The organism is Paraburkholderia sp. MM5384-R2, assembly GCF_014201025.1.
GTDB classification, from domain to species: domain Bacteria; phylum Pseudomonadota; class Gammaproteobacteria; order Burkholderiales; family Burkholderiaceae; genus Paraburkholderia; species Paraburkholderia tuberum.
The window spans coordinates 19,206-40,658 of sequence record NZ_JACHDI010000001.1; the positions used below are offsets into that span (position 1 = coordinate 19,206).

The 21,453-nt window shown below is 67.0% G+C and carries 18 protein-coding genes; 9 read left to right on the top strand and 9 right to left on the bottom strand.

What is annotated here, in order from left to right; genetic code table 11:
* The first annotated feature begins 121 nt into the window (after positions 1-121).
* Entirely contained in the window at positions 122-1,183 is a 1,062-nt protein-coding gene (locus tag HDG37_RS00100; protein WP_184043336.1) for a lysylphosphatidylglycerol synthase domain-containing protein, read from the top strand.
* A 15-nt stretch (positions 1,184-1,198) separates the two neighbouring features.
* On the opposite strand, the gene HDG37_RS00105 is transcribed toward HDG37_RS00100, so the two are convergent.
* Positions 1,199-2,602 carry an ATP-binding protein gene (locus HDG37_RS00105; RefSeq protein WP_184043338.1) on the bottom strand — a complete coding sequence of 468 codons (1,404 nt, stop codon included), beginning with the start codon at positions 2,600-2,602 and terminating at the stop codon, positions 1,199-1,201.
* Positions 2,599-3,258 (bottom strand): response regulator, encoded by a 660-nt coding sequence (locus HDG37_RS00110; RefSeq protein ID WP_090805227.1) that lies wholly within the window; start codon positions 3,256-3,258, stop codon positions 2,599-2,601. The genes HDG37_RS00105 and HDG37_RS00110 overlap by 4 nt, the downstream gene beginning before the upstream one ends.
* A gap of 381 nt (positions 3,259-3,639) precedes the next feature.
* Here HDG37_RS00110 and HDG37_RS00115 point away from each other — a divergent pair, with 381 nt between their 5' ends.
* From HDG37_RS00115 to hpnK, 3 genes are read left to right on the top strand one after another with little or no spacing between them, the layout of a single operon-like run.
* Entirely contained in the window at positions 3,640-3,990 is a 351-nt protein-coding gene (locus tag HDG37_RS00115; RefSeq protein ID WP_184043340.1) for a hypothetical protein, read from the top strand.
* A gap of 19 nt (positions 3,991-4,009) precedes the next feature.
* Positions 4,010-5,275 (top strand): bacteriohopanetetrol glucosamine biosynthesis glycosyltransferase HpnI, encoded by a 1,266-nt coding sequence (gene hpnI, locus HDG37_RS00120; RefSeq protein ID WP_184043342.1) that lies wholly within the window; start codon positions 4,010-4,012, stop codon positions 5,273-5,275.
* On the top strand, positions 5,275-6,105 hold the full coding sequence (hpnK, locus tag HDG37_RS00125; protein ID WP_184043344.1) for a hopanoid biosynthesis-associated protein HpnK: 831 nt from the start codon (positions 5,275-5,277) through the stop codon (positions 6,103-6,105). Before hpnI ends, hpnK begins: the two co-directional genes overlap by 1 nt.
* Before the next feature lie 38 nt (positions 6,106-6,143).
* On the opposite strand, the gene HDG37_RS00130 is transcribed toward hpnK, so the two are convergent.
* Genes HDG37_RS00130 through HDG37_RS00140 form a run of 3 tightly spaced genes read right to left on the bottom strand, consistent with a single transcriptional unit; the run spans position 6,144 to position 11,729 of the window.
* Entirely contained in the window at positions 6,144-9,206 is a 3,063-nt protein-coding gene (locus HDG37_RS00130; protein ID WP_184043346.1) for an efflux RND transporter permease subunit, read from the bottom strand.
* Positions 9,203-10,327 (bottom strand): efflux RND transporter periplasmic adaptor subunit, encoded by a 1,125-nt coding sequence (locus HDG37_RS00135; protein WP_184043348.1) that lies wholly within the window; start codon positions 10,325-10,327, stop codon positions 9,203-9,205. The genes HDG37_RS00130 and HDG37_RS00135 overlap by 4 nt, the downstream gene beginning before the upstream one ends.
* Positions 10,317-11,729: a TolC family protein gene (locus HDG37_RS00140; RefSeq protein ID WP_184043350.1), complete on the bottom strand. Its 1,413-nt coding sequence runs from the start codon at positions 11,727-11,729 to the stop codon at positions 10,317-10,319. The genes HDG37_RS00135 and HDG37_RS00140 overlap by 11 nt, the downstream gene beginning before the upstream one ends.
* 222 nt (positions 11,730-11,951) lie before the next feature.
* On the opposite strand from HDG37_RS00140, the gene HDG37_RS00145 reads away from it, so the two are divergent.
* From HDG37_RS00145 to HDG37_RS00155, 3 genes are all read left to right on the top strand, one after another.
* Positions 11,952-12,614, top strand: coding sequence for a response regulator (locus HDG37_RS00145; RefSeq protein ID WP_018417800.1), 663 nt, complete (start codon positions 11,952-11,954; stop codon positions 12,612-12,614).
* Positions 12,611-13,975: an ATP-binding protein gene (locus tag HDG37_RS00150; protein WP_184043352.1), complete on the top strand. Its 1,365-nt coding sequence runs from the start codon at positions 12,611-12,613 to the stop codon at positions 13,973-13,975. Before HDG37_RS00145 ends, HDG37_RS00150 begins: the two co-directional genes overlap by 4 nt.
* Positions 13,976-14,065: 90 nt before the next feature.
* Positions 14,066-14,968, top strand: coding sequence for a ProQ/FinO family protein (locus HDG37_RS00155; protein WP_184043354.1), 903 nt, complete (start codon positions 14,066-14,068; stop codon positions 14,966-14,968).
* A gap of 27 nt (positions 14,969-14,995) precedes the next feature.
* Here HDG37_RS00155 and HDG37_RS00160 read toward each other — a convergent pair whose 3' ends face one another.
* The 3 genes from HDG37_RS00160 to HDG37_RS00170 all read right to left on the bottom strand — a co-directional run bounded on the left by HDG37_RS00160 (position 14,996) and on the right by HDG37_RS00170 (position 17,650).
* Positions 14,996-16,345, bottom strand: coding sequence for a TAXI family TRAP transporter solute-binding subunit (locus HDG37_RS00160; RefSeq protein ID WP_184043356.1), 1,350 nt, complete (start codon positions 16,343-16,345; stop codon positions 14,996-14,998).
* Positions 16,346-16,468: 123 nt separating this feature from the next.
* On the bottom strand, positions 16,469-17,356 hold the full coding sequence (locus tag HDG37_RS00165; RefSeq protein WP_184043358.1) for a LysR family transcriptional regulator: 888 nt from the start codon (positions 17,354-17,356) through the stop codon (positions 16,469-16,471).
* 132 nt (positions 17,357-17,488) lie between these two features.
* Complete coding sequence (locus tag HDG37_RS00170; protein WP_184044524.1) at positions 17,489-17,650, bottom strand: hypothetical protein; 162 nt, start codon at positions 17,648-17,650, stop codon at positions 17,489-17,491.
* A 615-nt stretch (positions 17,651-18,265) separates the two neighbouring features.
* Here HDG37_RS00170 and HDG37_RS00175 point away from each other — a divergent pair.
* Complete coding sequence (locus tag HDG37_RS00175) at positions 18,266-19,012, top strand: glucose 1-dehydrogenase (protein ID WP_184043360.1); 747 nt, start codon at positions 18,266-18,268, stop codon at positions 19,010-19,012.
* Positions 19,013-19,127: 115 nt separating this feature from the next.
* On the opposite strand, the gene HDG37_RS00180 is transcribed toward HDG37_RS00175, so the two are convergent.
* Entirely contained in the window at positions 19,128-20,027 is a 900-nt protein-coding gene (locus HDG37_RS00180) for a LysR substrate-binding domain-containing protein (RefSeq protein ID WP_184043362.1), read from the bottom strand.
* A 119-nt stretch (positions 20,028-20,146) separates the two neighbouring features.
* Here HDG37_RS00180 and HDG37_RS00185 point away from each other — a divergent pair, with 119 nt between their 5' ends.
* A complete protein-coding gene (locus tag HDG37_RS00185) occupies positions 20,147-21,397 on the top strand; it encodes a 2-aminoethylphosphonate--pyruvate transaminase (RefSeq protein WP_221311853.1) in 1,251 nt (416 codons plus the stop codon).
* Positions 21,398-21,453: the final 56 nt, after the last annotated feature.

The window sequence follows — 21,453 nt, forward strand, 5'->3', positions numbered from 1 at the left end:
ACGAAGAAGTTTCGAGCGGGCGAAATGGGAGCGCCCTGGAGACGCATGGCAGCGCCCCGGCGACACGCGGCGTGCGGCGCATCACGATCACGTATACCGAGGTCGTGTGCGAGGTGCCCGCATGATGAAGCATCTGGGCCGCGCGGCTGCGCTCGCGGGTTTGCTGATCTCTTTGTGGCTCGTCTGGCGCGAAGATCCGCGCGCGGTGCTCAGCGCGTTGCGCGCGGCTGGCGCGGGCCTCGTGGTGGCCGCGCTCGCGCATGTGCTGCCAATGATCGCCAACGCGTGCGACTGGCGCTCGCTGATTCGCGGCGCGAACCGCCCCAGCTTCGGCAGGATGCTGCATCTGGTGTGGGTGCGCGAATCGGTCAACTGCATGCTGCCGGTCGCGCGGATCGGCGGCGAACTCGTGTCGTTCCGTATGTTCAAGCGCTGGGGCGTCAGGCCGTCGACAGCGGTGGCCAGCACCATCGTCGACATGCAGCTGACCGTGATCAGCCAGCTGATGTTCACGATGGTCGGGATTGGTTTTCTGTTCGCCAATGCGCAATCGGGCACGCTGCGGCTCGCCGGGCAGCTCGCGTGGGGCGTGGTCGCGTTGACGCCGGTGCTGTTGCTGTTCGGGCTCGTCCAGCATGCCAATCCGTTCGAGCGCATCACGCGCGTGGCGAACCGCGTGACGAGCGGCAAGCTAACCGCGCTGGTCGGCCAGTCCGCGCAGATCGATCAGTCGATCAAGGTGATCTGGCGCCGCCGCGCGGTCGTGCTGCGCTATCTGTTCTTCTGGCAGCCGCTGCAATGCGTGTTGACCTCGCTCGAAATCTGGCTCGCGCTGTATTTCCTCGGCGCGCGCGTGACGCTAGTCGAGGCGATCGTGATCGAATCGCTGATCCAGGCGGTCAGCAGCGCCGCGTTCTTCGTGCCGGGCGGTCTCGGCGTGCAGGAGGGCGCTTTCGTACTGATTGGCGGCGCACTGGGGCTCGACCCCGCCACCTGTCTCGCGCTCGCGGCCGCGCGGCGAATTCGCGATCTGCTGATATTCGTGCCGGGCCTGATCGCGTGGCAGCTGTTCGAGGCGTCCGGCAGCGCGCGGCCGCATGCCGCACCGCACGGCGTGCGCGCAGAACTGGCCAAGCAGCGTTCGGGCGTCGCTGACGCGAACCGGCGCGGCGAGCGGCGCTGAGCGACTGGCGCGCCTTCAGCGCGTCGCGCGATAGGCCGGAAACGACACCCGCACCGCAAGCCCCTGGTCCCCGATCCCGGCGCCTAGCTGCAGACTCGCGCCGAAATGCTCGGTGATCCGCGCAACGATCGACAAACCGAGCCCGCTGCCGGTCGCCTGATTGCCGGTCGCGCGGAAAAAGCGGTTCGTGAGCCGCGCGAGATCGTCCGGCGCGACGCCGGGGCCGTCGTCGCGCACGATCAGCTGCACCTGCTCGTCGGCACGGCGCACCGCCACTTCGACAGTGCCGCCCGAGCGTCCGTACTTGATCGCGTTATCGAGCAGATTGTCGAGCAGGATGCCGATCAGCACGGGCTCCGCGTCGATCTCGGCGAGCATGTCGCCGACCAGCATTACATTGATGTGCTTCTGTTGCGCATTGCGCCTGTTCGCGAGCAGCGTATCTTTCGCGATCGCCGCCGGCCTAAGCGGCTCGGTGGGCAGCTTCTCCTGCACGTCGAGCCGCGCGAGCAGCAGCAGTTGCTCGGCGAGCCGCGCGCTGCGATCGACGCCTTGCACGACGCGCTCCATCGCGAGCCGCTGCAGCGCGATGTCGGGCTCGGCGAGCGCGACCTGCGCCTGTACCTTGATCGCGGCGAGCGGCGTCTTCAGTTCGTGCGCGGCATCGGCGGTGAAGGCGCGCTCTAGCTCGCGCGCATGGTGCAGACGCGCCAGCATCTGGTTGATCGCGTCGACGAGCGGGCGCACCTCGAGCGGCGTGCGGCCGATGCCGACCGGTTCCATGCGGTTGATGTCGCGCGAACGGATCGCGGCCGACAACACCTTCAGCGGCGCGAGACTCCAGCCGATGCTGAGCCACACGAGCACCGCGAGCACTGGCAGCGCGATCAGCGTGGGCCGCGCGATGCGGCTCGCGACACCGCTCACCAGGTCGCTGCGGGTGTTGGCCGGTTCGAACACGCGCACGCTGTGACCGAGCGCCGTTTCGCGCAACGTGAACGAGTGATAGAGCTGGCCGCCCAGCGTGACGTCCTGCGAACCGCTCGCGGGCGGCAACGGCAAATCCCACGCGGCGAGCGCATGCAATTGCGGGCTGCCCGCCAGAATGGCGCCGTTGGCCGCGCGCACCTGGAAGAGGGCGTCGCGCGGCAGCGTGTCGTCGTCGTCGAGATCGCTCGCGCCGGGCTCACCGCCTCTCTCTTCTTCGCGCACGTCGATGCGCGCATTGGCTAGCGTCATCAGATTGGTCGAATCGAGCAGCGCGAGCATCTGCGCGAGTTCGGCGAGACGCGCTCGTTCCCACGCGGCGACTTCGTGGATGGCTTGCCGGTAGCTCGACGCGAGCGCGCCGCCCCATACGATCGCGATGCTCGCGAGCACGAGCAGCACGAGGCGCCGCCGAATCGACGGACCGATCATTCTTTCTCCATCACATAGCCGATGTTGCGCACGGTCTTGATCAGGCTTGCGCCGAGCTTCTTGCGCAGGTTCGACACGTGCACCTCGATCGCATTGCTTTCGATTTCTTCCTGCCAGCCGTACAGGCTTTCTTCGAGCCGCGAGCGCGACTGAGGAATGCCGAGATTGGTCAGCAGTTGCAGCAGGATCGCCCATTCGCGCGACGTGAGCGGCACGCGCGCCTCGTCGATCTGCACCGTTTGCGCGGCCGGATTCACTGTCAGATTCTGGTAACGAATCAGATCGATACTGCGACCTTGTGCGCGGCGCAACAGCGCGCGGCACCGCGCCACCAGCTCGGTGAGATCGAACGGCTTGCCGAGATAGTCGTCGGCGCCCGCTTCGAGTCCGCCGACCCGATCGACGACCGTGCCTTTTGCGGTCAACACCAGCACCGGCACGTCATTGCCGGCGTCGCGCACGCGTTTGAGCAGCTCCGTGCCGCTCACGCGCGGCAGGCCGAGGTCGAGTACCACCAAGGCATATTGAGTCGTGTCGAGCGCGAGGCCGGCCTTGTGGCCGTCGCGTGCCCAGTCGACTGTGAAGCCGGCCTGACGAAGGCCCGCCTCGACACCGCAGCCGATGAGTTCGTCGTCTTCTACGAGGAGTAAGCGCATGAGGCAAATATTCCATTGTGGGGCGTTATTGCATAACGTCGAGCATTTTGAAGCAAGCGGCATTGATGCAATAGACGAACCATCTGCCGCGTTCCGAAGTGTAACCACGCCGTTCGTTAGCCGCTTCATGCCATGCGCGTGCTTAAGGTTTCCTTCAGCTTGAATCGATACCATCGACGCGCTATAAAATGGTCGTCGCAGATCGTAATGCATGTGCGAGACCACGTTGTCGTCAGACCATCGCAACCTGATCGTAAGGACTTCGATGGAGCCACGCGCGAGGCATTCTTTATGCTGGTCGATGGCGTCAACGGACGATCTCGACGAGTCCCGCCATTGCCAGCATCCGGTCAGGCCGCAAGGCCGCGCACGAGGCACGTTATGAAGCGAGTCACCATCGACATGCTACGAGCCCATCTGCTAGTGGCGTCTCTGACGGCTGCGGGCACCGAAGCGCTGCTGTGCATGGCGTTGCCGGTACTGCCGGTCTCTGACGCTTTTTTCGCTTCGGCATCGTTCAGGCTGTTCGCGCTCGCGCTGATCATCGGCGGCGTGGTGATCGCGCGCGAATTTGCCGAGGTCGCCTTCGAGGTCGCGGTGCGGCGCGACTGCGCGACTCGCGCTGCTCGCGGCGCATGGCCCGCCGTGATCGCAGCGAATTGTCCGCGCCGGTGGCTCGTCGTGCTTCATCTGCGGCTAACGGGGCAACCTTTCGTGCTGGCCGAGCACTGACGGACACGGACGGCACACAATGGCGGCGCACGCGTTGATTGCATGTCAATGGCTTCTGTTAGCCGGCTGCGTTAGCGCTTCGATCTACACGGCAGCCGCCGCGCTCGCCATGCCGTTTTTCACCGCCCGACATAAATCGAACCATCATGGGGGCAGGGCCGTCAATCGCGCGCTCAGCCGCTCGCTGATGGATTCGCTCGATTGCCCAACCGGGCCGTTCGCGCAGGTCGGTGTCAGCGTGCTGAAGCCGCTGTGCGGCGCCGAGCCGCGTCTCTACGAAAATCTGCGAACCTTCTGCGAGCAGCGCCATCAGCATTTTCAGCTGGTGTTGGGCGTGTCGTCGCCGCACGATCCCGCCATCGCGGTGGTGCGCCGATTGCAGGCCGCCTATCCGAAGTGCGACATCGAGCTTGCAATCGACACGCGCGTACACGGCAGCAATCTGAAAGTCAGCAACCTGATCAACATGGCGGCACGCGCGCGCCACGACATGATCGTGATCGCCGACAGCGACATCGCGGTCGACCCGGACTATCTCGACAGCGTCGCCGCGCCGCTCGCGGACCCGAACGTCGGCGTGGTCACGTGCCTGTACGTCGCGCGCGGCGTCGGCGGCTTCTGGCCGCGTGTCGGTGCGCTGTTCATCAACGAGTGGTTCGCGCCCTCGGTGCGGGTCGCCCATGCGATGGGCTCGCGCCGCTTCGGCTTCGGCGCGACGCTCGCGTTGCGGCGCGCGACGCTGGAGCGCATCGGCGGCTTCGGAGCGCTGAAAAACTGCCTCGCCGACGACTACTGGCTCGCCGAGCACGTGCGCGCGCTCGGTCTGCAAACGGTGCTGTCGCGCGTGATGGTCGCGACCGACGTGATCGAGCCGACCTTCGCGGCGCTGTGGCAGCGCGAAACGCGCTGGCTGCGCACGATCCGCTCGGTCAATCCGCCGGGCTTCGTGTCGCTGCTGATCACGTTCCCCACACCGTGGCTGTTGACGAGCGCGGGGCTGACCGTGTCGCTCGCGACGTGTGCTCACGCGCCTTTCGCGGCGGTGGTCGCGAGCGCGTCGGCCACCGCGGTCTGCGTTGGCGCGCGCCTGCTGCTGCACCTGCGCGCGGCACGCCGCGCGCGCACGTTCTGGCGCGATCTGCCGCTGGTGCCGTTGCGCGATACGCTGCTCGCGCTCCAGTGGCTCGTCAGCGCGTTCGGTTCGCACGTCGTGTGGCGCGGCGAGCGCATGCAGCTCGGCACGCCGTCCGCCGAGCGCAGCGGCCGGCTGGACAGCCTCACGTGATGGACAGCGCAAAACCCACCCAGCCGCGCGGACTGATCATCACCGCCGACGATTTCGGTCTGCATCAGCGCGTCAATATCGCGGTCGAGCGCGCGCATCGCAACGGTGTGCTGCGCGCCGCGAGTCTGATGGTCGGCGCGCCGGCCGCCAAAGACGCGGTCGCGCGCGCGCGCATGCTGCCGGAACTGCGCGTGGGCCTGCATCTGGTGCTGGCCGACGGCGCCGCGCTGGCGCCGCGCGAGCAGGTCGCCGCGCTGCTCGACGAGAATGGCCGCTTCGGCAGCAACATGGTGCGTGACGGTGTGCGCTTCTTTTTCCTGCCGCACGTGCGCCGGCAGCTCGCGCACGAAATTCGCGCGCAATTCGAAGCCTTCGCCGCGACCGGCCTGACGCTCGACCACGTGAACACGCACAAGCATTTTCATCTGCATCCGACCGTGCTCGGCCTGATCCTCGACATCGGCCGCGACTACGGCATGAAGGCGATGCGTCTGCCGTTCGAAGCGAACGCGCCGCTGTGGCTGCGGCCGTGGATCGCGCACGTGAAGACGCGGCTCGAGCGCGCGGGGATCGCGCACAACGACTACGTGGTCGGCATCGCGGCGAGCGGACGCATGGATGAGGCGGCCTGGCTCGCCGCGCTCGCGAATCTGCCGCATGGTGTCGGCGAAATCTACTGTCATCCGGCGCTGGCCGGCGACGCGCTGAGCGACGGCATGCACGACTACCGGCATGCCGACGAGCTGCAGGCGCTGCTGTCGCCACGGGTGGCCGCCGCGATCCGCGCGCTTGGGGGGCGGCTCGGCGGGTTCGCGGATGTGCTTGCGTAGCGCCATGCTTCGCGAAACGCGGAAAACTTTGGCCACGCTCACAGCGGCTGCTTTTTCATCAACAGCTTCAGCAACGCCGGCAGCAGCAACAGCACGAGCGGCAACTGCACGATCAGTCCCGAAATGATCGCGATCGCGAGCGGTTGCTGCATCGCCGAGCCTTGCCCCAGCGCGAACGCGAGCGGCAACAGCGCGAGGATCGCGGCGATCGTCGTCATCGCGATCGGTCGCAGACGGTTGCGGCCGGCGGCCTGCAACGCGTCGTCGAAGGGCATCTCGTCGTCGCGCACCAGCGCCTGCAATTCCGACACATAGAAGATCGCGACCTCGGTCACGATGCCGATGATCATCGTCATGCCCATCATCGCGGAGATGTTCAACTCGATGCCGGTGATCCACAGGCCGATGAACACCGCGCCGGCCGCGAGCAGCGGCATCGCCAGCACCGCGAGCGCGACGCGCAGGCGCTCGTACAGGAACAGCAGGAGGCCGAACACGAGTGCGATCGCGGCGCCGAACACGGTCAACAGCCCCTTGAAGGCGATCTGCTGTTGCTGGTACAGACCGCCGAGCTCGTAATAGACGCCCGAGGGCAGCAGGTTCGCATCGCCGAGCGCCTTCTGCACGTCGGCGATCGTCGAGCCGAGATCGCGCCCGGCGATGCGCGCGGTGACCGCGACCATCCGCTTCAGATTCGAGCGGCTGATCTCGGGCTGACCGGTGACGCTCACGCGATCGGCGACGCGCTTCAGCGCGAACAGATGTCCGTCCGGCGCGCGTATCTGTAGCTGACCCAGTTGCGTATCGGTCATCTGGCGCGCGCCGTTCACGCGCACGCGCACGCCGACCGTTTTCGGGCCGCTCTGGAACTGCGTCGCGACGTTGCCTTCGAGCATGTCGGTGACGGCCTGCGCGATCGCTTGCGGGTCCATGCCTTCGGCCGCGGCTGCGGCGGGCAGAATGTGCAGTTCGATCGCGTCGCCGGCGGGGTTGATGCCGTCGTTCACGTCGACGATGCCCTGAATCCGGCCGATGCGCGCGGCCACCTTGCGCGCGGTGGTGTCGAGCGTGCGCGGGTCGTCGGAGAAGATCTTGATCTGCACCGGCTGCGGCACCGCGGTCAGATCGCCGATCAGGTCTTCCATCAGCTGCGCGAGCTCGATGCTGACGCCCGGCACCTGCGTGTCGATCTGCGAGCGGATTTCTTCCATCACGGCGTCGATCGGCTCGCGTTTGCCGGACTTCAGCCGCACGAAGAAGTCGCCCTTGTTCGGCTCGTTCAGATCGCCGCCGAGGCCCGCGCCGGTGCGGCGCGAATAGGTCGCGACGTTCGGATTCGCGCGCACGATCTGCTCGATCTGCTTCATCAGCCGGTCCGTTTCGGTGATCGAGGTGCCTGGCTGCGTGTGATAGTCGAGCACGAAGCCGCCTTCGTCCATGCTCGGCATGAAGCCGCTGCCGACCCGCGTGAACGCGAACGCCGCGATGACGATCAACGGCACGACGCCGAGCAGCACGAGCGGCGGCCGCGCGATCACACGCTCGACCGTCAGCGCATAGCGCCGGTTCAGCCACGCGGCGAAACGTGTTTCCTGGTGCTCCTCGGCGTCTTTGGGCTTCAGCCAGTGGTCGCACAGGATCGGCACCGCGAGCCATGTGACGAGGAACGAAATGAACAGCGCGCTCGCCATCGTCAGCGACAGCGCCTTGAAAAAGGCCCCCGTCACGCCCGACAGAAACGCGAGCGGCACGAAGATGATCAGTGTCGCCGCCGACGAACCCGCGAGCGGCCGCGTGAATTCGAGCGCCGCGGCCATCACGCGGCCGTGGAACGCGCGCGCGCCGGCTTCGCGCATGCGCCGCACGATGTGCTCGATCATCACGATCGCGTCGTCGATGACGAGGCCGACCGCGGCCGCCATACCGCCCAGCGTCATGATGTTGAAGCCCATGCCGAACACGTCGAGCAGCAGGATCGTCGCGGCCATCACGACCGGCACCAGCGCAACCGCGATCGCGGTGATCTTCCAGTTGCGCAGGAAGAAGAACAGCGTCAACGCCGCGAGCACGATGCCGATCATGATCGCGTCGCGCACGCTGGTGGCAGACGCGAGCACGAGTTCGCTCTGGTCGTACCAGTTCGACAGATGCACGCCCGCGGGCATCTGCGGCTCGAATGCCGCGAGCTTCGCGCGGATCGCGCGCGCCATCGCGACACTGTTGGCGCCGGGCTGCTGGTACACGTTCAGTAGCACCGCATCCTGGCCATCGGCGGTGACGCGCATCCATTGCGGCACGGCGCCCCGGCTCACCGCCGCGACGTCGCCAAGACGTATCTGCGCGCCGTTCGCATTGCCGCCGTTGGCGGACACGACGACGTTGCGCAGTTCGTCGAGTTGCGTGATCGTCGAGTTCGTGACGACGAGGTACAGCTTGTCATGATCCTCGATGCGGCCGTTCGCCATCAGCACATTGCTCGCGCCGATCGCCTTCGATACGTCGACGAGCGACAGCTTGTACGCGGCGAGGCGGGCGGGATCGACCGCGACTTCGAACTCGTCCTGCGCGCCGCCGGTCACCTCGACGCGCGCGACGCCTTCCACCGACGACAGCAGCGGCCGCATCTGGAACTGCGCGAGATCGCGCAGCGCCGATAAGGACTGCCGCGTCGACGTGAGGCTGTACGCGAGCACCGGAAACACGGTCGGGTCCATGCGCCGCACATGCATCGTCGTGCCGGGCGGCAGCGTCGCGAGAATTTCGCTGATCGCCGACTGCGCCTGCAAGGTCGCCTGCGCCATGTCGGTGCCCCAGTCGAAGTTCAGCGAGATCTCCGCGGCGCCGCGGCTCGTCGTCGATTCGACGTCGCGCACGTTCGGCACGCGGCGCAGCGCTTCCTCGACCGGCATCGTGACGAGCGTCGTCATCTGCTCGGCGGGGCGGTCGCCCGCGTCGAGCGACACGACCGCGCGCGGAAACGCGACGTTCGGAAACAGCGAGATCGGCAGACGGAATGCGCTCAGCGCGCCGGCTATCGCGAGCAAGGCGATGACGAACAGCAGCGAGCGGCGATGCGCCTGCATCCATTGACCGAAGTTCATCGCGCGCCATCCCCGCCGGCGCGTACCGTCATGCCGTCTTTCAGCTCGTAGTTGCCGCTGCTCACGACGCCGAGCGTGGGGTCGAGCGGACCGTCGACGCCGTAGCGCTCGCCGTTTTCGACCGCGATGCTCACCGCGACGCGGCGCGCCTTGTTTTGCGGCGTGATCTGGAACACGTACGCGTGTTGGCCATCCTGCAGCACGGCCGCGCGCGGCACGATCCAGTGCGTGCCGGTGCGGGTCGCGATGTCGCCAGAAACGCGTGTGCCGGGGATGAACGGCGTCCGCGCGAGCGGTACCGTCGCGCCGATGTTGACCAGTTGCGATTGCGGATCAATCGCGGCTCCGACGAGCACCACGCGGCCTTCGATCGACGTCTGTGCGAGTGCCGTGGACAGGCCGTGCAGCGTGACGATGTCGCCGGGATGGATCGTTGCGGCGTCGGTGGGCTCGACGCCGAGCGTCACGTTTGCGCGCGCGTCGCGGCTCGCGCCACTCGCGAGTTGCAGAATCGCCGCGCCCGCTTGCACCTGGTCGCCTTGTGCCGCCGATAGCTGCAGCACCACGCCGTCGAACGGCGCGGTCACGACCTTGTTGCCGCTCGTGATGCCCGTCTGATTCTGCGCGGCGAGCGCTTCGCGCGCATCGTCGACGGCCTTGCTCGCGCTGGCGAGCTGCGATTGCGTCGCGAGTCCCTTGTCGTACAGCGACCGGGTCCGCACGAGTTCGCCTTGCGCGAGCGTCAGCGCGCTTCTCGCCTGGGTGGCGGCAAGCACGGCGGCAGGATCGGCCTGCACGACGAAGAGCGGCGTGCCGCGTTTGACGGCCTCGCCCGCCTGCACGCGCATCTGCACGATACGCGACAGGTAGGGCAGGTTGATTGTCGTCAGGTTCGACGCGGTGGCCGCGACGATCCCGAAGCCGCGCACCGGCTGCGCGATTGCGGCGCGCTGCACGCGCACGGTCTGTACCGCGACCGACGGTTGAGCTTCGCTGGCGGCGTTGTCGTCCGCACGAACCGGATGGACCGATGCATACAGCAGGATCGCGCAAACGAGCGGCGCGGCGACGGCCGCAACGCGCGGCCACGGATGCCGCGATGAAAACAGGCTATTTCGCATGAGTGTCGATGAAAGTCTGAGCGGAAGAGAAAGCATCGGGAATCGCGCTGCCGAGCAGCGCCTGCAAGCCGACGCGTTGTTCGTCGAGCGCTTCGCGCAGCGTCGCGACGTCGATGCGTTTCGCGAGCGCGGCGCTTTGCGCATCGGTGTATGCGCCGAGCACGAGGTTGTGTTCGGCGTAGGCCGCCGCGGCTTCGCGCGCGGCGCGCTCGACGCCGGGCAGCGCGGCTTCGGTCTGCTGCAATTGGCGCGCGAGAATTGCGCTGTCTTCGCGCAGCCGGGCGACGTCCGCATACGCCTGGTTCAGGCGGGTCTGGTACTCGTCGCGAAGCCGCTGGCGGGTCGCTTTTTCGATCGCGACATTGCCCTGGTTGCGGTTGAAGATCGGCAGACTCAGGTTGACCTGAAAGCCGCTCGTGTAGATGTTCGACGTGTCGCGCGCCCGCACGAAGCCGACCGACAGACTCGGGAACTGGCTCAGAATCGCCGCGCGATATTTCTGCTCCTGCGCTTCGTAGCCTGCCTGCAGCGCGATCAGGTCGGGGCGGCGGCGGGCGAGCTCGGCGAGCGCTGAGTCGAGTGTGGCGTCGGGGAGCGGCGCGACGTCATCGTCGCTGCCCGATCGCAATTGCAATTGCACGTCGGGCGCGAGGCCCAGCAACGCATTCAGATCGTGATGGGTTTGCGCGGCCGCGCGCTCGGCATCGGTGTATTGCTTGCGTGCGTTGCCGTAGGCGAGCAGCGCGGCGGTGAGCGAATCGTCGGTCAGATTGCCAGCGGCGCGCGCCGCGGCCATGCGCTCGTAGCGCGTGCGCGCGAGCTCGCGCTGCTGTTGCAACAGCGGCAGCGTGCGCTGCTGGAAGCAGCGCTTCACGAACAGCTGCCGCGCTTGCGCGACGACCTGCCATTCCTGCCACAGCAGGCCGAGATCGGTCTTCGCGAGCGTCGCGTCGGCGGACTGTTTATTCGCGCTGCGCAGCACGATCGCCATCACGTCGATGCTGAGGCCATAATTGAACGCGCGCGTGGTGCCGGCCGCGCCCGGATAATCGCTCGACACGCTCAGTTGCGGGTCGGGCAGCAGACCCGCCGAATAGGCCTGGGCGCCGGCGATGCCGAGATCGTCGCGGGCCAGCTTCAGATCGGGGTTGTTGGCGACCGCGAGCATCGCGACTTCATCGATGTCGAGCCCGTCGGCGGGATCGAAACGATGCGCGGCCAGTCCGGGCAGCGGCATGCTGGCGGGATCGATGCGGATCCGTTCGAGCGATCGCGCGGACGTCGAGGTGTCCTGCGGCGCGAGCGGCTCGCGGTGATAGGTCGCACAGCCGCTCATCAGCAGCACGCACAACGGCATCAGTGCGCGCCGACGCAGCGCCGCCACGGGATGGAAATCGGGCAAAATCCGGCTCCTGCGAATCATCGGAAGGGGCGAGCGACTCGCGAACGAGGCCTCGCAGAGAGGGCTGATTTTCCGCAGCGCGCGCTTAAGACAGCCTTAACGTCGAATCGCGCGACCCGGGCCGTGCGAAATCGACGCGTCGTCCGTACCCCCGTAAGGGTTCGTTAAGCTGCGACGGCCGATAATGCGGCGGCCAAAACCGCACCAAGGAGAGGAGAGGCCATGCGCCTGCTACTGGTCGAAGACGACGACATGATCGCGGAATCGGTGCTGGGCGCGATGCGTCGCGCCGGCTACGCGATCGACTGGGCCGAGGACGGCCGCGCGGCGGAACTGTCGCTCGATAACGGCGTGTACGACCTCGTGCTGCTCGACCTCGGCCTGCCGAAAAAAGACGGCATCGACGTGCTGAACGCGTATCGCCGCAACGGCGGCGCGGCGCCCGTGATCATCCTGACCGCGCGCGACGCGGTCGACGAGCGCATCCGCGGTCTCGACGCCGGCGCCGACGACTACCTGATCAAGCCGTTCGATCTCGACGAACTGGCCGCGCGCATTCGCGCGCTGCTGCGCCGGCGCACCGGCCAGAAGCAGCCGGTCTACAGTCACGGCGAACTGACGCTCGACCCCGCCGCGCATGAAGTCACCAAGGACGGCGTGCCGCTGCCGCTGGTGCCGCGCGAATTCGCGTTGCTGCAGGCGCTGATCGAGGAGCCGACCCGCGTGTTCACGAAGGCCGAGCTCGAAGAAAAGCTGTACGGCTGGGGCGAGGAAGTCGGCAGCAATACGATCGAAGTGCATGTGCACAGTCTGCGGCGGAAGATCGGCGCGGACCAGGTCGTGACCGTGCGCGGGGTCGGCTACCGCCTGAAGAGATGCGGATGACGTCGATTCGCCGCTGGCTGCTCGGCTGGCTGATCTTCGGCATGGCGGCGGCGTCGATGGTCGCGGCTTTCGCGATCTTCCATACCGCGCGGCGCGAGGCGAGCGAGCTGTTCGACTACGAACTGCGCACCGTCGCGCTGTCGCTGCCGTCGGCGCTGAGCGGTGCGGGCAGCCGCGAGCGTCGCAACCCCGACCTCGGCGATCTCGCCGACGACCGCATCGTCATCGAAATCTGGGACCGCGGCGGTACGCTCGTCTATCGCTCCGCGCAGGCGCCGGTGTTCGAGCGTCTGCCGCCGGGCTTTCACACAGTGCCGCGCGGCGAATACCACTGGCGCATCTTCGGCGTCGCGCAGACAGACCGCTACGTGCAGGTCGCGCAACCGGTCTCGGTGCGCGAAGAACTCGCGTTGCAGCTCGCGCTGCACACGCTGTGGCCGCTCGGCGTGCTGCTGCCGGTGACGATCGCGCTGGTGCTGCTGGTGGTCGCGCGCGGGCTCGCGCCGATCGGCGGGCTGTCGCGCGCTCTCGCGACGCGTTCGATCGATTCGCTCGAACCGCTGCGGCTCGACGGCAACCTGCCGGTCGAAATCCGGCCGCTCGTCGAAGCGCTGAACGATCTGCTGCAACGGTTGCATACGGCGTCGCAGGCGCAGCGCACGTTCATCGCCGATGCCGCCCACGAGCTGCGCTCGCCGCTCGCGGCGCTGAAGCTGCAACTGCAGGCGGCGTCGCGCGATGGATCGCTGAGAGGCGAGGGGCAGACGCTCGAGCGCGTCGAACATCGGGTGAACCGGATCATCCACCTCGTGCAGCAACTGCTGACGCTTGCGCGCGAAGACGCGCAGCCGGTCACGTCGACGGTGCCGGTCAGCCTGCGCCGCATCGGCGAGCAGGCGGTCAGCGATTGTTCCGTGCTCGCGGAGTTGCGCGAGATCGATCTCGGCCTCGAATGCGAACACGCGCGCACACCGAACGACGCCTATACGGTGCTCGCGGAGCCGCACAGTATCAGCGTGTTGCTAGGGAACCTGATCAATAACGCAATCCGTCATACGCCGGCGGGCGGCCGTGTCGACGTGGTGCTGCGACGCACGGGCGAGCGCGTGGGTTTCGAGGTCGTCGACAGCGGCTCGGGAATTTCCGAGGCGGAACTCGAACGCGTGTTCGACCCTTTCTATCGCGGCGAGGAGTCGAAGGGCGAGGGCAGCGGGCTCGGTCTCGCGATCGTCGCGCGGATCGCCGAGCGGCATCAGCTCGGCCTGTCGTTGAGCAACAATGTCGGGGCGCCCGGTTTGCGGGTGTCGGTCACGGGGCTGCGCGCGCCCGCCGCCGACGCGCCCGTTACGTCCGCGAATTGACGATCGTCACTACGGCTCGGGTTGTCACAAGCACGTAGGCGCACGCTGCTACAATCTCGTTTTTACAGATCGACAGATTGGTTGTGCACTATGGGTTTCGAACAACTCGCTGAACTGAAGAAGCAACTGGCCGCGGCGCGTGCCGCCGCAGAGTCCGCCGGCAAGCCCGATCGCAAATCGGCCGCGCGCCCCGCTTCGACGTCCGCTGGCAAGCCCGCTTCAAATTCGGCGGCACATCCTGGTTCACATGCCGACCGTGGCGCCCATCCGGGCACGAAGCCCGGTGGCCGGCCCGGCGCGAAGCCGGCCGCGAAGGCCGGCGCTCGCCCGGACGGCAAGCCGGGTACGCGAGCCGGCGGCCCGCAGCCGGCCCGCCACGCCGCGCCCGCCAAGCCGGCGGTGGACGCCAAGCCGGTGGACCCGGTGGTGCGCTCGATCGGTCGTCTGCAAAAACGTTTTCCGGTTGCTTTCCCGAAGAATCCGGCCCCGAAGCTGCCGCTGAAGATCGGCATTTTCGAAGACCTCATCGCGCATGCGAAGGAGCTGTCGCTGAGCGAAGCCGAACTGCGCGACGCGATCAAGACGTGGTGCCGTGGCGGGCGCTACTGGAAGAGCCTCGTCGAAGGCGCGGCGCGCGTCGACCTGGCGGGCGTCGAAGCCGGCAAGGTCACGGCGCAGGAAGCGGCGGGTGCTCAGCGCCTGCTCGCGCATCGTGCGGCGAAGGGCGCGCAGAAGGCCGCCACCGCGACGGCAAGCGCGAATGCGCCGACCGATGCAGGTACACCGGCCGAGGGCGCGGCCGCTGAAGCGTCACATGCCGAAGCAGCGGTAGCGGCAGTCGCGGAACAAGCGGCCCGCCAAGCGGATGCCGCTGCTGCGTCGCCGGAAGCCGTAGCGGCGGATGCCGCCGGGAGCGCGGACACCCAGGCGCAGACCAGCGCGCAACACGAACCGCAAGCCACCGCTCCCGCCTCGCCCCCCTCCCAAGCCTAACCTTGGCACAGCCCGTCATGGCCTCGATCACGAGGCCATGACGGGCGGCGCAGCCGTCAACCGGCTGCGCACGAATCCCACATGCTCGCGCAGCACGTAAAACGCATCCGCATACGCGAGCGGCATGCGCAGGTGGCTCAGCGCCGCCTCGATCTCATCCAGTTGCCCCAGTAGCTGAGTGCGCTCCTCGTCGGTTGCGCCGGCGAGCGCGTGCCGTTCGATCGCGATCAGCGAGCCGTAATAACGATAGATGCGCGAGCGCACCCGCCACCGGTACAGCGCCGGAATCACACGCATGGCGGGCAACAGCAGCACGGCGACCGGCAATAGCAGGAAGAGCGTGCGATCGCCGATGCTCGCGAGCCAGAAAGGCAGCGTCCGATACAAAAAGCCCTTGCCGGTCCGGTAATAGCGCTGCGCGTCTTCGCTGATCGGATATTCGTGCTCGACCGGGTTCGGGAACTGGCCGGCGTGCTGCAACAGGCCCGCGGCGCCGTGCACTTCCTGCGCCGCCTCGATCAATAGATCCGAAATCGCCGGATGCAGCGTGCTGCGCGCGACGAGTTCGACCGTCGGACTAATCAGGTGAATGGTCTCGGGCGGAATGCGCCGCTTCAGATCGAGCACGCCGGGCGGCAAGTCGATCTGGTCGAGAAACGGAAAGACGCGTGTATAGGCGCTCGCTTCGTCGAAATTCATCACCGAGATTCCGGGTACGCGCAACAGCCGCAGCATCAGGCCGCGCGTGGCCGAATCGCCGCTCAGGATCGCCGCGTCGACCTCGCCGGCAACCAGCTGCGTGGCGGCCTGCAGGCCGTCGCTCGGCACTAGCGTCGTGGCGCCGCCGGGCTCGATGCCGTTCGCCGCGAGCAGTTGCAGCGCGAGCAGCCGCGTGCCGCTGCCTTCGCGGCCGACCGCGATCCGCTTGCCTTCGAGCTGCGCCAGTTGCGTGAGCGCCGCGCCGCGATAGAACACGACGATCGGCACATAGAACACGCTACCGAGCGACACCAGCGACGAAGTATCGAGCCCTTCGGCCACCCCGCCCTGCACGAGAGCGATATCGACGTGCTGCTTCGGATCCAGCAGCCGCTGCAGGTTCTGCACGGAACCTTCGGATTCGAGCACGTTCAGGCGGATGCCGTTGCGCGCGAGGATCTTGCGGTACTGGTTCGCGGTGACGACGAACGAGCTGTCGCGCGGGCCGGCGCTGATCGTGATCGTGCGCGGCGGCGCCGGATTGGCGATCCAGACGATCAGCACGATCGCGAACGCGATCAGCAGCGCCGTGATGAAGTAGGGCAGCAGGTGCTCGCGCCATTCGGCGCGCGTAGGTTCGGCGGGAAAGTGCGGAGGCCGCGGACGCTGCGCTTTCATGAAGACTCCGTGCGGGAAGTCAGGTGAAGGCATTGTCGCCTGTGCGGGGCGGCTTTGCCGTCGACGGTTCGCTCTATTGACCGGGCGCGCGGCGCCGCGTCGCCGTGCTCACGCACGCGGCGCTCAAACGCGCTTGAACAACTGCCGCGCGAGCGAGCACATCAGCAGCGTCGCCGGCGATTCGTCCTGCAGGCGCCGGCTCATGATGATCGGCGACGCGGCGCTTGCCGACGGAATCGGCCGGTACGCGACGCCATGCGCGCGCAAGCCCTCGACGCTCTCCGGCACGAGACACACGCCGACCTGCGCGGCGACCAGCCCCAGCGCGGTCTGCAACTCCCGCACTTCATGGATCGCTTTCGGCTCCAGCGCCTGATCGTGCATTGCCGAGATCTGCTGGTCTGCATAGCTCGGCCGCGGTGTGCTCGGATAGACGATCAGCGTTTCCTCGGCGAGCGCGGCGAGCGTGAGCGGCTTCTTTTGCCGCGCGAGCGGATGGTCCTGCGGCAATGCGGCGATCATCCGTTCCTCGACCAGCACTTCGCGCGCGAGTTGCGCATCGTCGAAGCGCAGCCGGCCGAAGCCGACGTCGATCCGGCCACCTTTGAGCGCGGCCAACTGCTCGATCGTGAACATCTCGATCAGCGACAGCTCGATGTGCGGCGCGGCCTCGCGAAACGAGCGGATCACCGCGGGCAGCGCGCCATACAGCGTCGACGGTACGAAGCCGATCACGATGCGTTCCGCGAGTTGCGCGAGCCGGCGCGTGAGCGGCGCGAGCTCGTCGGCTTCATCGATCAGACGTTTCGCCTGCGTGTAGAAAATGCGGCCGGCTTCGGTGAGCCGCAACGGCCGCGAGCGGCGTTCGAACAGCGGCAGGCCGACACTTTCCTCGATCTGCTGGATCTGCCGCGACAGCGGCGGCTGTGTCATATGCAGACGATTGGCCGCCCGCGTGATGTTCATCTCCTCGGCGACCGCGATGAAGTAGCGAAGTTGGCGAAATTCCATGCATGCCTCTGAGGTGTGATGCGTCGGCGATTGGTGTTGCGTTGGTCTGCTGCGCCTTGGGCGCTGCCGGTTGCGGTACGGTGCTGCCGCCGCGGCGCTGCGCGAGGGCAACGAATGATAGCAACAGCGCCGCTAAATACCGGCCAGATGACGCACGAGCGCCTTTTCCGCGCGCGGCAGCGCATTCAGCTCGCGCATGCTGTTGCCGTCGTTCGTCACCAACGGGTGGCAGCTGTTTGCGGGATCGGGCGTGCGCGCGCTCGTCGGACGCTTATGGCCGATGCTGGCGGGCATCGTACTCGGCACGCTGATTGCGGCAGTACGGTCAGCGCGTGCGCGGTTCTTTATCTGTCTGCTCGGCCCCGACGTTCAATCGATGGCGCGCGCATTCGTTTAAAAGACGTTGGGAGCAGCGGATCGCGGAGGAGGGAGATCGTGTGGCCCATTATTCTCGATACGCTCGGCGCGCTCGCGGTGCTCGCGAGCGTGGCCGCGCACATCGCGCTGCTGCTCAGCAGCGAACAAAAGTGCGATGAATAAAAGCGCCTTGAGTGTGTAGCGCCTGATCGCGGCGTCTGCAGGTAGGAGTCTTGTGCGGCTGCACGTCTCTGCTGCCGTGTGCCGCTCTTGAGGTCGGTCAGCGCGCGCTTGCGCGACGCCGACGCCGCGGCGCAAGCCAAACAGCATCAATCGTCGTAGCCACGCGTAAACGGGGCCATCGAGGTCTGATGCGAATCGATTGTTCGTCGGAAGCGGCGTATCAATTCGTATCGAGCCGCTTTATCCGGCCTCGCGCCATGCCTAAATTAACGACCAGTGACAGCGCCACTGCATTTCCGGCTTTTATTGGCGTGGACCCCGCGACTCCTCGCGAGGCATGCCGGCGCGAACCATTGAAAGGACACGATGATGAGCAAGCTCACAGGCAAGGTAGCGGTTGTAACGGGTGCATCGAAAGGCATCGGAGCGGCGATTGCGAAGGCATTGGCGGCGCAAGGCGCGTCGGTCGTGGTGAACTATGCGTCGAGCCGCGCGGGCGCCGACAAGGTGGTCGCCGATATCACGGCGGCAGGCGGCAAGGCGGTCGCGGTTGGCGGTGACGTGTCGAAGGCCGCGGACGCGAACGGCATTATCGATACGGCGATCGAAACGTACGGGCGGCTCGACGTTCTCGTCAACAACTCGGGTGTCTATGAATTCGCGGCGCTCGAAGAGATCACCGAAGCGCATTTCCATAAGCACTTCGATGTCAACGTGCTCGGGCTGCTGCTCGTGACGCAGGCGGCGGCCAGGCATCTGGGCGAAGGTGGCAGCATCGTCAACGTGAGCTCGGTCGCGAGCCGCATCACGCCGCCGACCACCGCGGTCTACACGGCGACCAAGGGCGCGGTCGATGCGATCACCGGCGTGCTCGCGAAGGAACTCGGACCGCGCAAGATCCGAGTGAATTCGGTGAATCCGGGCATGGTCGAGACCGAGGGCACCCACAGCGCCGGCGTGATCGGCTCGGACTTCGAAACGTGGGCGATCAGCACGACGCCGCTCGGCCGTATCGGCCAACCCGACGATATCGCGGATGTCGTCGCGTTCCTCGCGTCGGATGACGCGCGCTGGTTGACGGGCGAGAGCCTGATCGCGAGCGGCGGCTCGCGTTAAGTCTGAAGGGGTTGCCAACGCTGGTGGCAACCCGCGGAACGATTCGGGCGCAATCGCGGGCGGCGGGGCCGGCAGCATGAAGGCCACGCCGCTCCTTGCAGCGACGGCGCGCGAGCTACGCGCGTTGAACCTCGCCTCCCGAGACCTCTGTTTCGGCTCCCGGCAACTCCACCGCAAAAAACGCGTCGAGCAGATTCGAACCCGGCCGCTCGACGAGCCGCGTCAGCGATTCGATCATCTGCACGCGGCAATCGAGCAGCGGCACCATCCGGATCCGCCGCGACTCGTTGAACTCTGCGCGCGCAATGACGCCGACGCCGATTCCCTGCGCGACCGCTTCCTCCAGCGCCTCGCGGCCATCCACGTACATGACCGGCTCGACTTGCAACGACTCGCGCACGAGCTCGATTTCGAGCAGTTGTTGGGTGACCGATTGCGGCTCGCGGAAGATCATCGGCTGTTCGACGAGCTCCGCGTAACTCAGCCGGCGCTTCTTCGCGGCCGGGTGGCTCGCCGGCACCATCGCCACCAGCGGATCGCGCCGCAACACGCGCGACTGCAAGCGGCTATGCACCTGCGGCGCGGCCGTGATCGCCGCGTCGACCGCGCTCGACAGCACGCGCTGCATGCACTCTGCCGCATTGGCGATCGACAGCGTGACGACGATGCCCGGGTGCCGCTGGCGAAACGCGCCGATCAGCGCGACGGCGAGATCGGGCGCATCGGCCGCGAGCGATAGCGAACCCGACTCCAGCCCGCCCGCTGATTCGAGCAGTTGGCGCGCGTCCCGCTCGCAACTGAGCATATGCCGTGTCACGCTGAACAGGCGCAGCCCGAGTTCGGTCGTCTCCACGCCGCGCGGCCCGCGCTCGAACAGCTTGACGCCGTAATCCTGTTCGAGCCGCCGCACGTGATCCGACACCGCCGGCTGCGTCAGCGACAACGCCTGCGCCGCTTTCGAAAAGCCGCCATGTTCCGCGACCGCATGGAACGCCCGCAATTGCGCGTATTGCACGTGTGCCCTCGCCAGCAAATAAGTTTTTACGATACCACCATCGATTATATCGATTTTACCGATGGACAACGCTTCTGTATCGTGCGAGCTATCGACATAGCGATATCGGAGTTGCGGACATGGAAAGCGCGATCGGCGGTTCGGCGGCGGCATTGGCGGTGGCAGCCGCGGCAACATCGACCCGTTGCACCACACCCTGCGCCGCGCCGGCTGGCGGCGAGCCTTATCTGCTGACGCCGGGCCCGCTGACCACGGCACTATCGACGAAACAGGCGATGCTGCGCGACTGGGGCTCGTGGGACGGCGACTTCCGCGCGATGATCGCCGAGTTGCGCGCGAGCCTGCTGGCGATCGCCGGCGACACCGCGGGCGACTACGACTGCGTGCCGCTGCAGGGCAGCGGCAGCTACTGCGTCGAAGCGATGCTCGGCAGCCTGATTCCGCGCGACGGCCACGCGCTCGTGCTTGCGAACGGCGCGTACGGCAAGCGCGCGGCGATCACGCTTGGCTATCTCGGCCGCGCCTGCACACTGCTCGACAAGGGCGACTACCTGCCGCCGCGCGGCCTCGAAGTCGAGCGCATGCTTGCCGCCGATCCATCGATCACGCACGTGGTCGCGATCCATTGCGAAACGAGCTCGGGCATCCTCAATCCGCTCGATGAGATTGCAGCCGCGGTCGCGAGGCACGGCCGCAAACTGCTGATCGATTCGATGAGCGCCTTCGGCGCGGTGCCGCTCGACGTGCGGCAGATCGCGTGCGAGGCGTTCGTGTCGTCGGCGAACAAGTGCATCGAGGGCGTGCCGGGTTTCGGCTTCGTGATCGCGCGCAAGAGCGCCCTGCGCGAGGCGAAAGGCCGCAGCCATTCGCTCGCGCTCGATCTCTACGATCAATGGGAGGTGATGAATCGCACGGGCCAGTGGCGCTTCACGCCGCCCACGCATACGGTGGCCGCGTTCATCGAGGCGCTGCGTCTGCACCGGCTCGAAGGCGGGCAGCCCGCGCGGCTCGCGCGCTACGCCAACAATCGCGACGTGCTGGTGGCCGGCATGCACGAGCTCGGCTTCGAGCCGCTGCTCAACGGGCGCTGGCGCTCGCCGATCATCGTGACGTTTTTTTCACCGGCGCATCCGTCGTTCGAGTTCGCGCGCTTCTATGAACTGATGAAGGAGCAGGGCTTCATCATCTATCCGGGCAAGCTGACGGTGGTCGACAGTTTCCGCATCGGCTGCATCGGTCAGGTCGACGAGCAGGTGATGCGACGCGTGGTCGATGCCTGCGCGCAAGCGCTGCGCACGATGGGCGTCACGCACGCGGGGCCGTCGCCCGCCGCGCTCGACGAACGCAAGGCGCTCGCGCAGGCGGCCTGAGCCGCGACAGCAAACCCGCGACGGCAAACCCAATACATTCGGATTCCTGGGGATTC

Coding starts and splice junctions, on each gene's coding strand:
- HDG37_RS00150 (WP_184043352.1), top strand. CDS start 12,611: ATGACGTCGATTCGCCGCTGGCTGCTCGGCTGGCTGATCTTCGGCATG.
- HDG37_RS00130 (WP_184043346.1), bottom strand. CDS start 9,206: ATGAACTTCGGTCAATGGATGCAGGCGCATCGCCGCTCGCTGCTGTTC.
- hpnK (WP_184043344.1), top strand. CDS start 5,275: ATGGACAGCGCAAAACCCACCCAGCCGCGCGGACTGATCATCACCGCC.
- HDG37_RS00100 (WP_184043336.1), top strand. CDS start 122: ATGATGAAGCATCTGGGCCGCGCGGCTGCGCTCGCGGGTTTGCTGATC.
- HDG37_RS00135 (WP_184043348.1), bottom strand. CDS start 10,327: ATGCGAAATAGCCTGTTTTCATCGCGGCATCCGTGGCCGCGCGTTGCG.
- hpnI (WP_184043342.1), top strand. CDS start 4,010: ATGGCGGCGCACGCGTTGATTGCATGTCAATGGCTTCTGTTAGCCGGC.
- HDG37_RS00160 (WP_184043356.1), bottom strand. CDS start 16,345: ATGAAAGCGCAGCGTCCGCGGCCTCCGCACTTTCCCGCCGAACCTACG.
- HDG37_RS00115 (WP_184043340.1), top strand. CDS start 3,640: ATGAAGCGAGTCACCATCGACATGCTACGAGCCCATCTGCTAGTGGCG.
- HDG37_RS00155 (WP_184043354.1), top strand. CDS start 14,066: ATGGGTTTCGAACAACTCGCTGAACTGAAGAAGCAACTGGCCGCGGCG.
- HDG37_RS00145 (WP_018417800.1), top strand. CDS start 11,952: ATGCGCCTGCTACTGGTCGAAGACGACGACATGATCGCGGAATCGGTG.
- HDG37_RS00165 (WP_184043358.1), bottom strand. CDS start 17,356: ATGGAATTTCGCCAACTTCGCTACTTCATCGCGGTCGCCGAGGAGATG.
- HDG37_RS00170 (WP_184044524.1), bottom strand. CDS start 17,650: ATGCCCGCCAGCATCGGCCATAAGCGTCCGACGAGCGCGCGCACGCCC.
- HDG37_RS00185 (WP_221311853.1), top strand. CDS start 20,147: ATGGAAAGCGCGATCGGCGGTTCGGCGGCGGCATTGGCGGTGGCAGCC.
- HDG37_RS00110 (WP_090805227.1), bottom strand. CDS start 3,258: ATGCGCTTACTCCTCGTAGAAGACGACGAACTCATCGGCTGCGGTGTC.
- HDG37_RS00105 (WP_184043338.1), bottom strand. CDS start 2,602: ATGATCGGTCCGTCGATTCGGCGGCGCCTCGTGCTGCTCGTGCTCGCG.
- HDG37_RS00175 (WP_184043360.1), top strand. CDS start 18,266: ATGAGCAAGCTCACAGGCAAGGTAGCGGTTGTAACGGGTGCATCGAAA.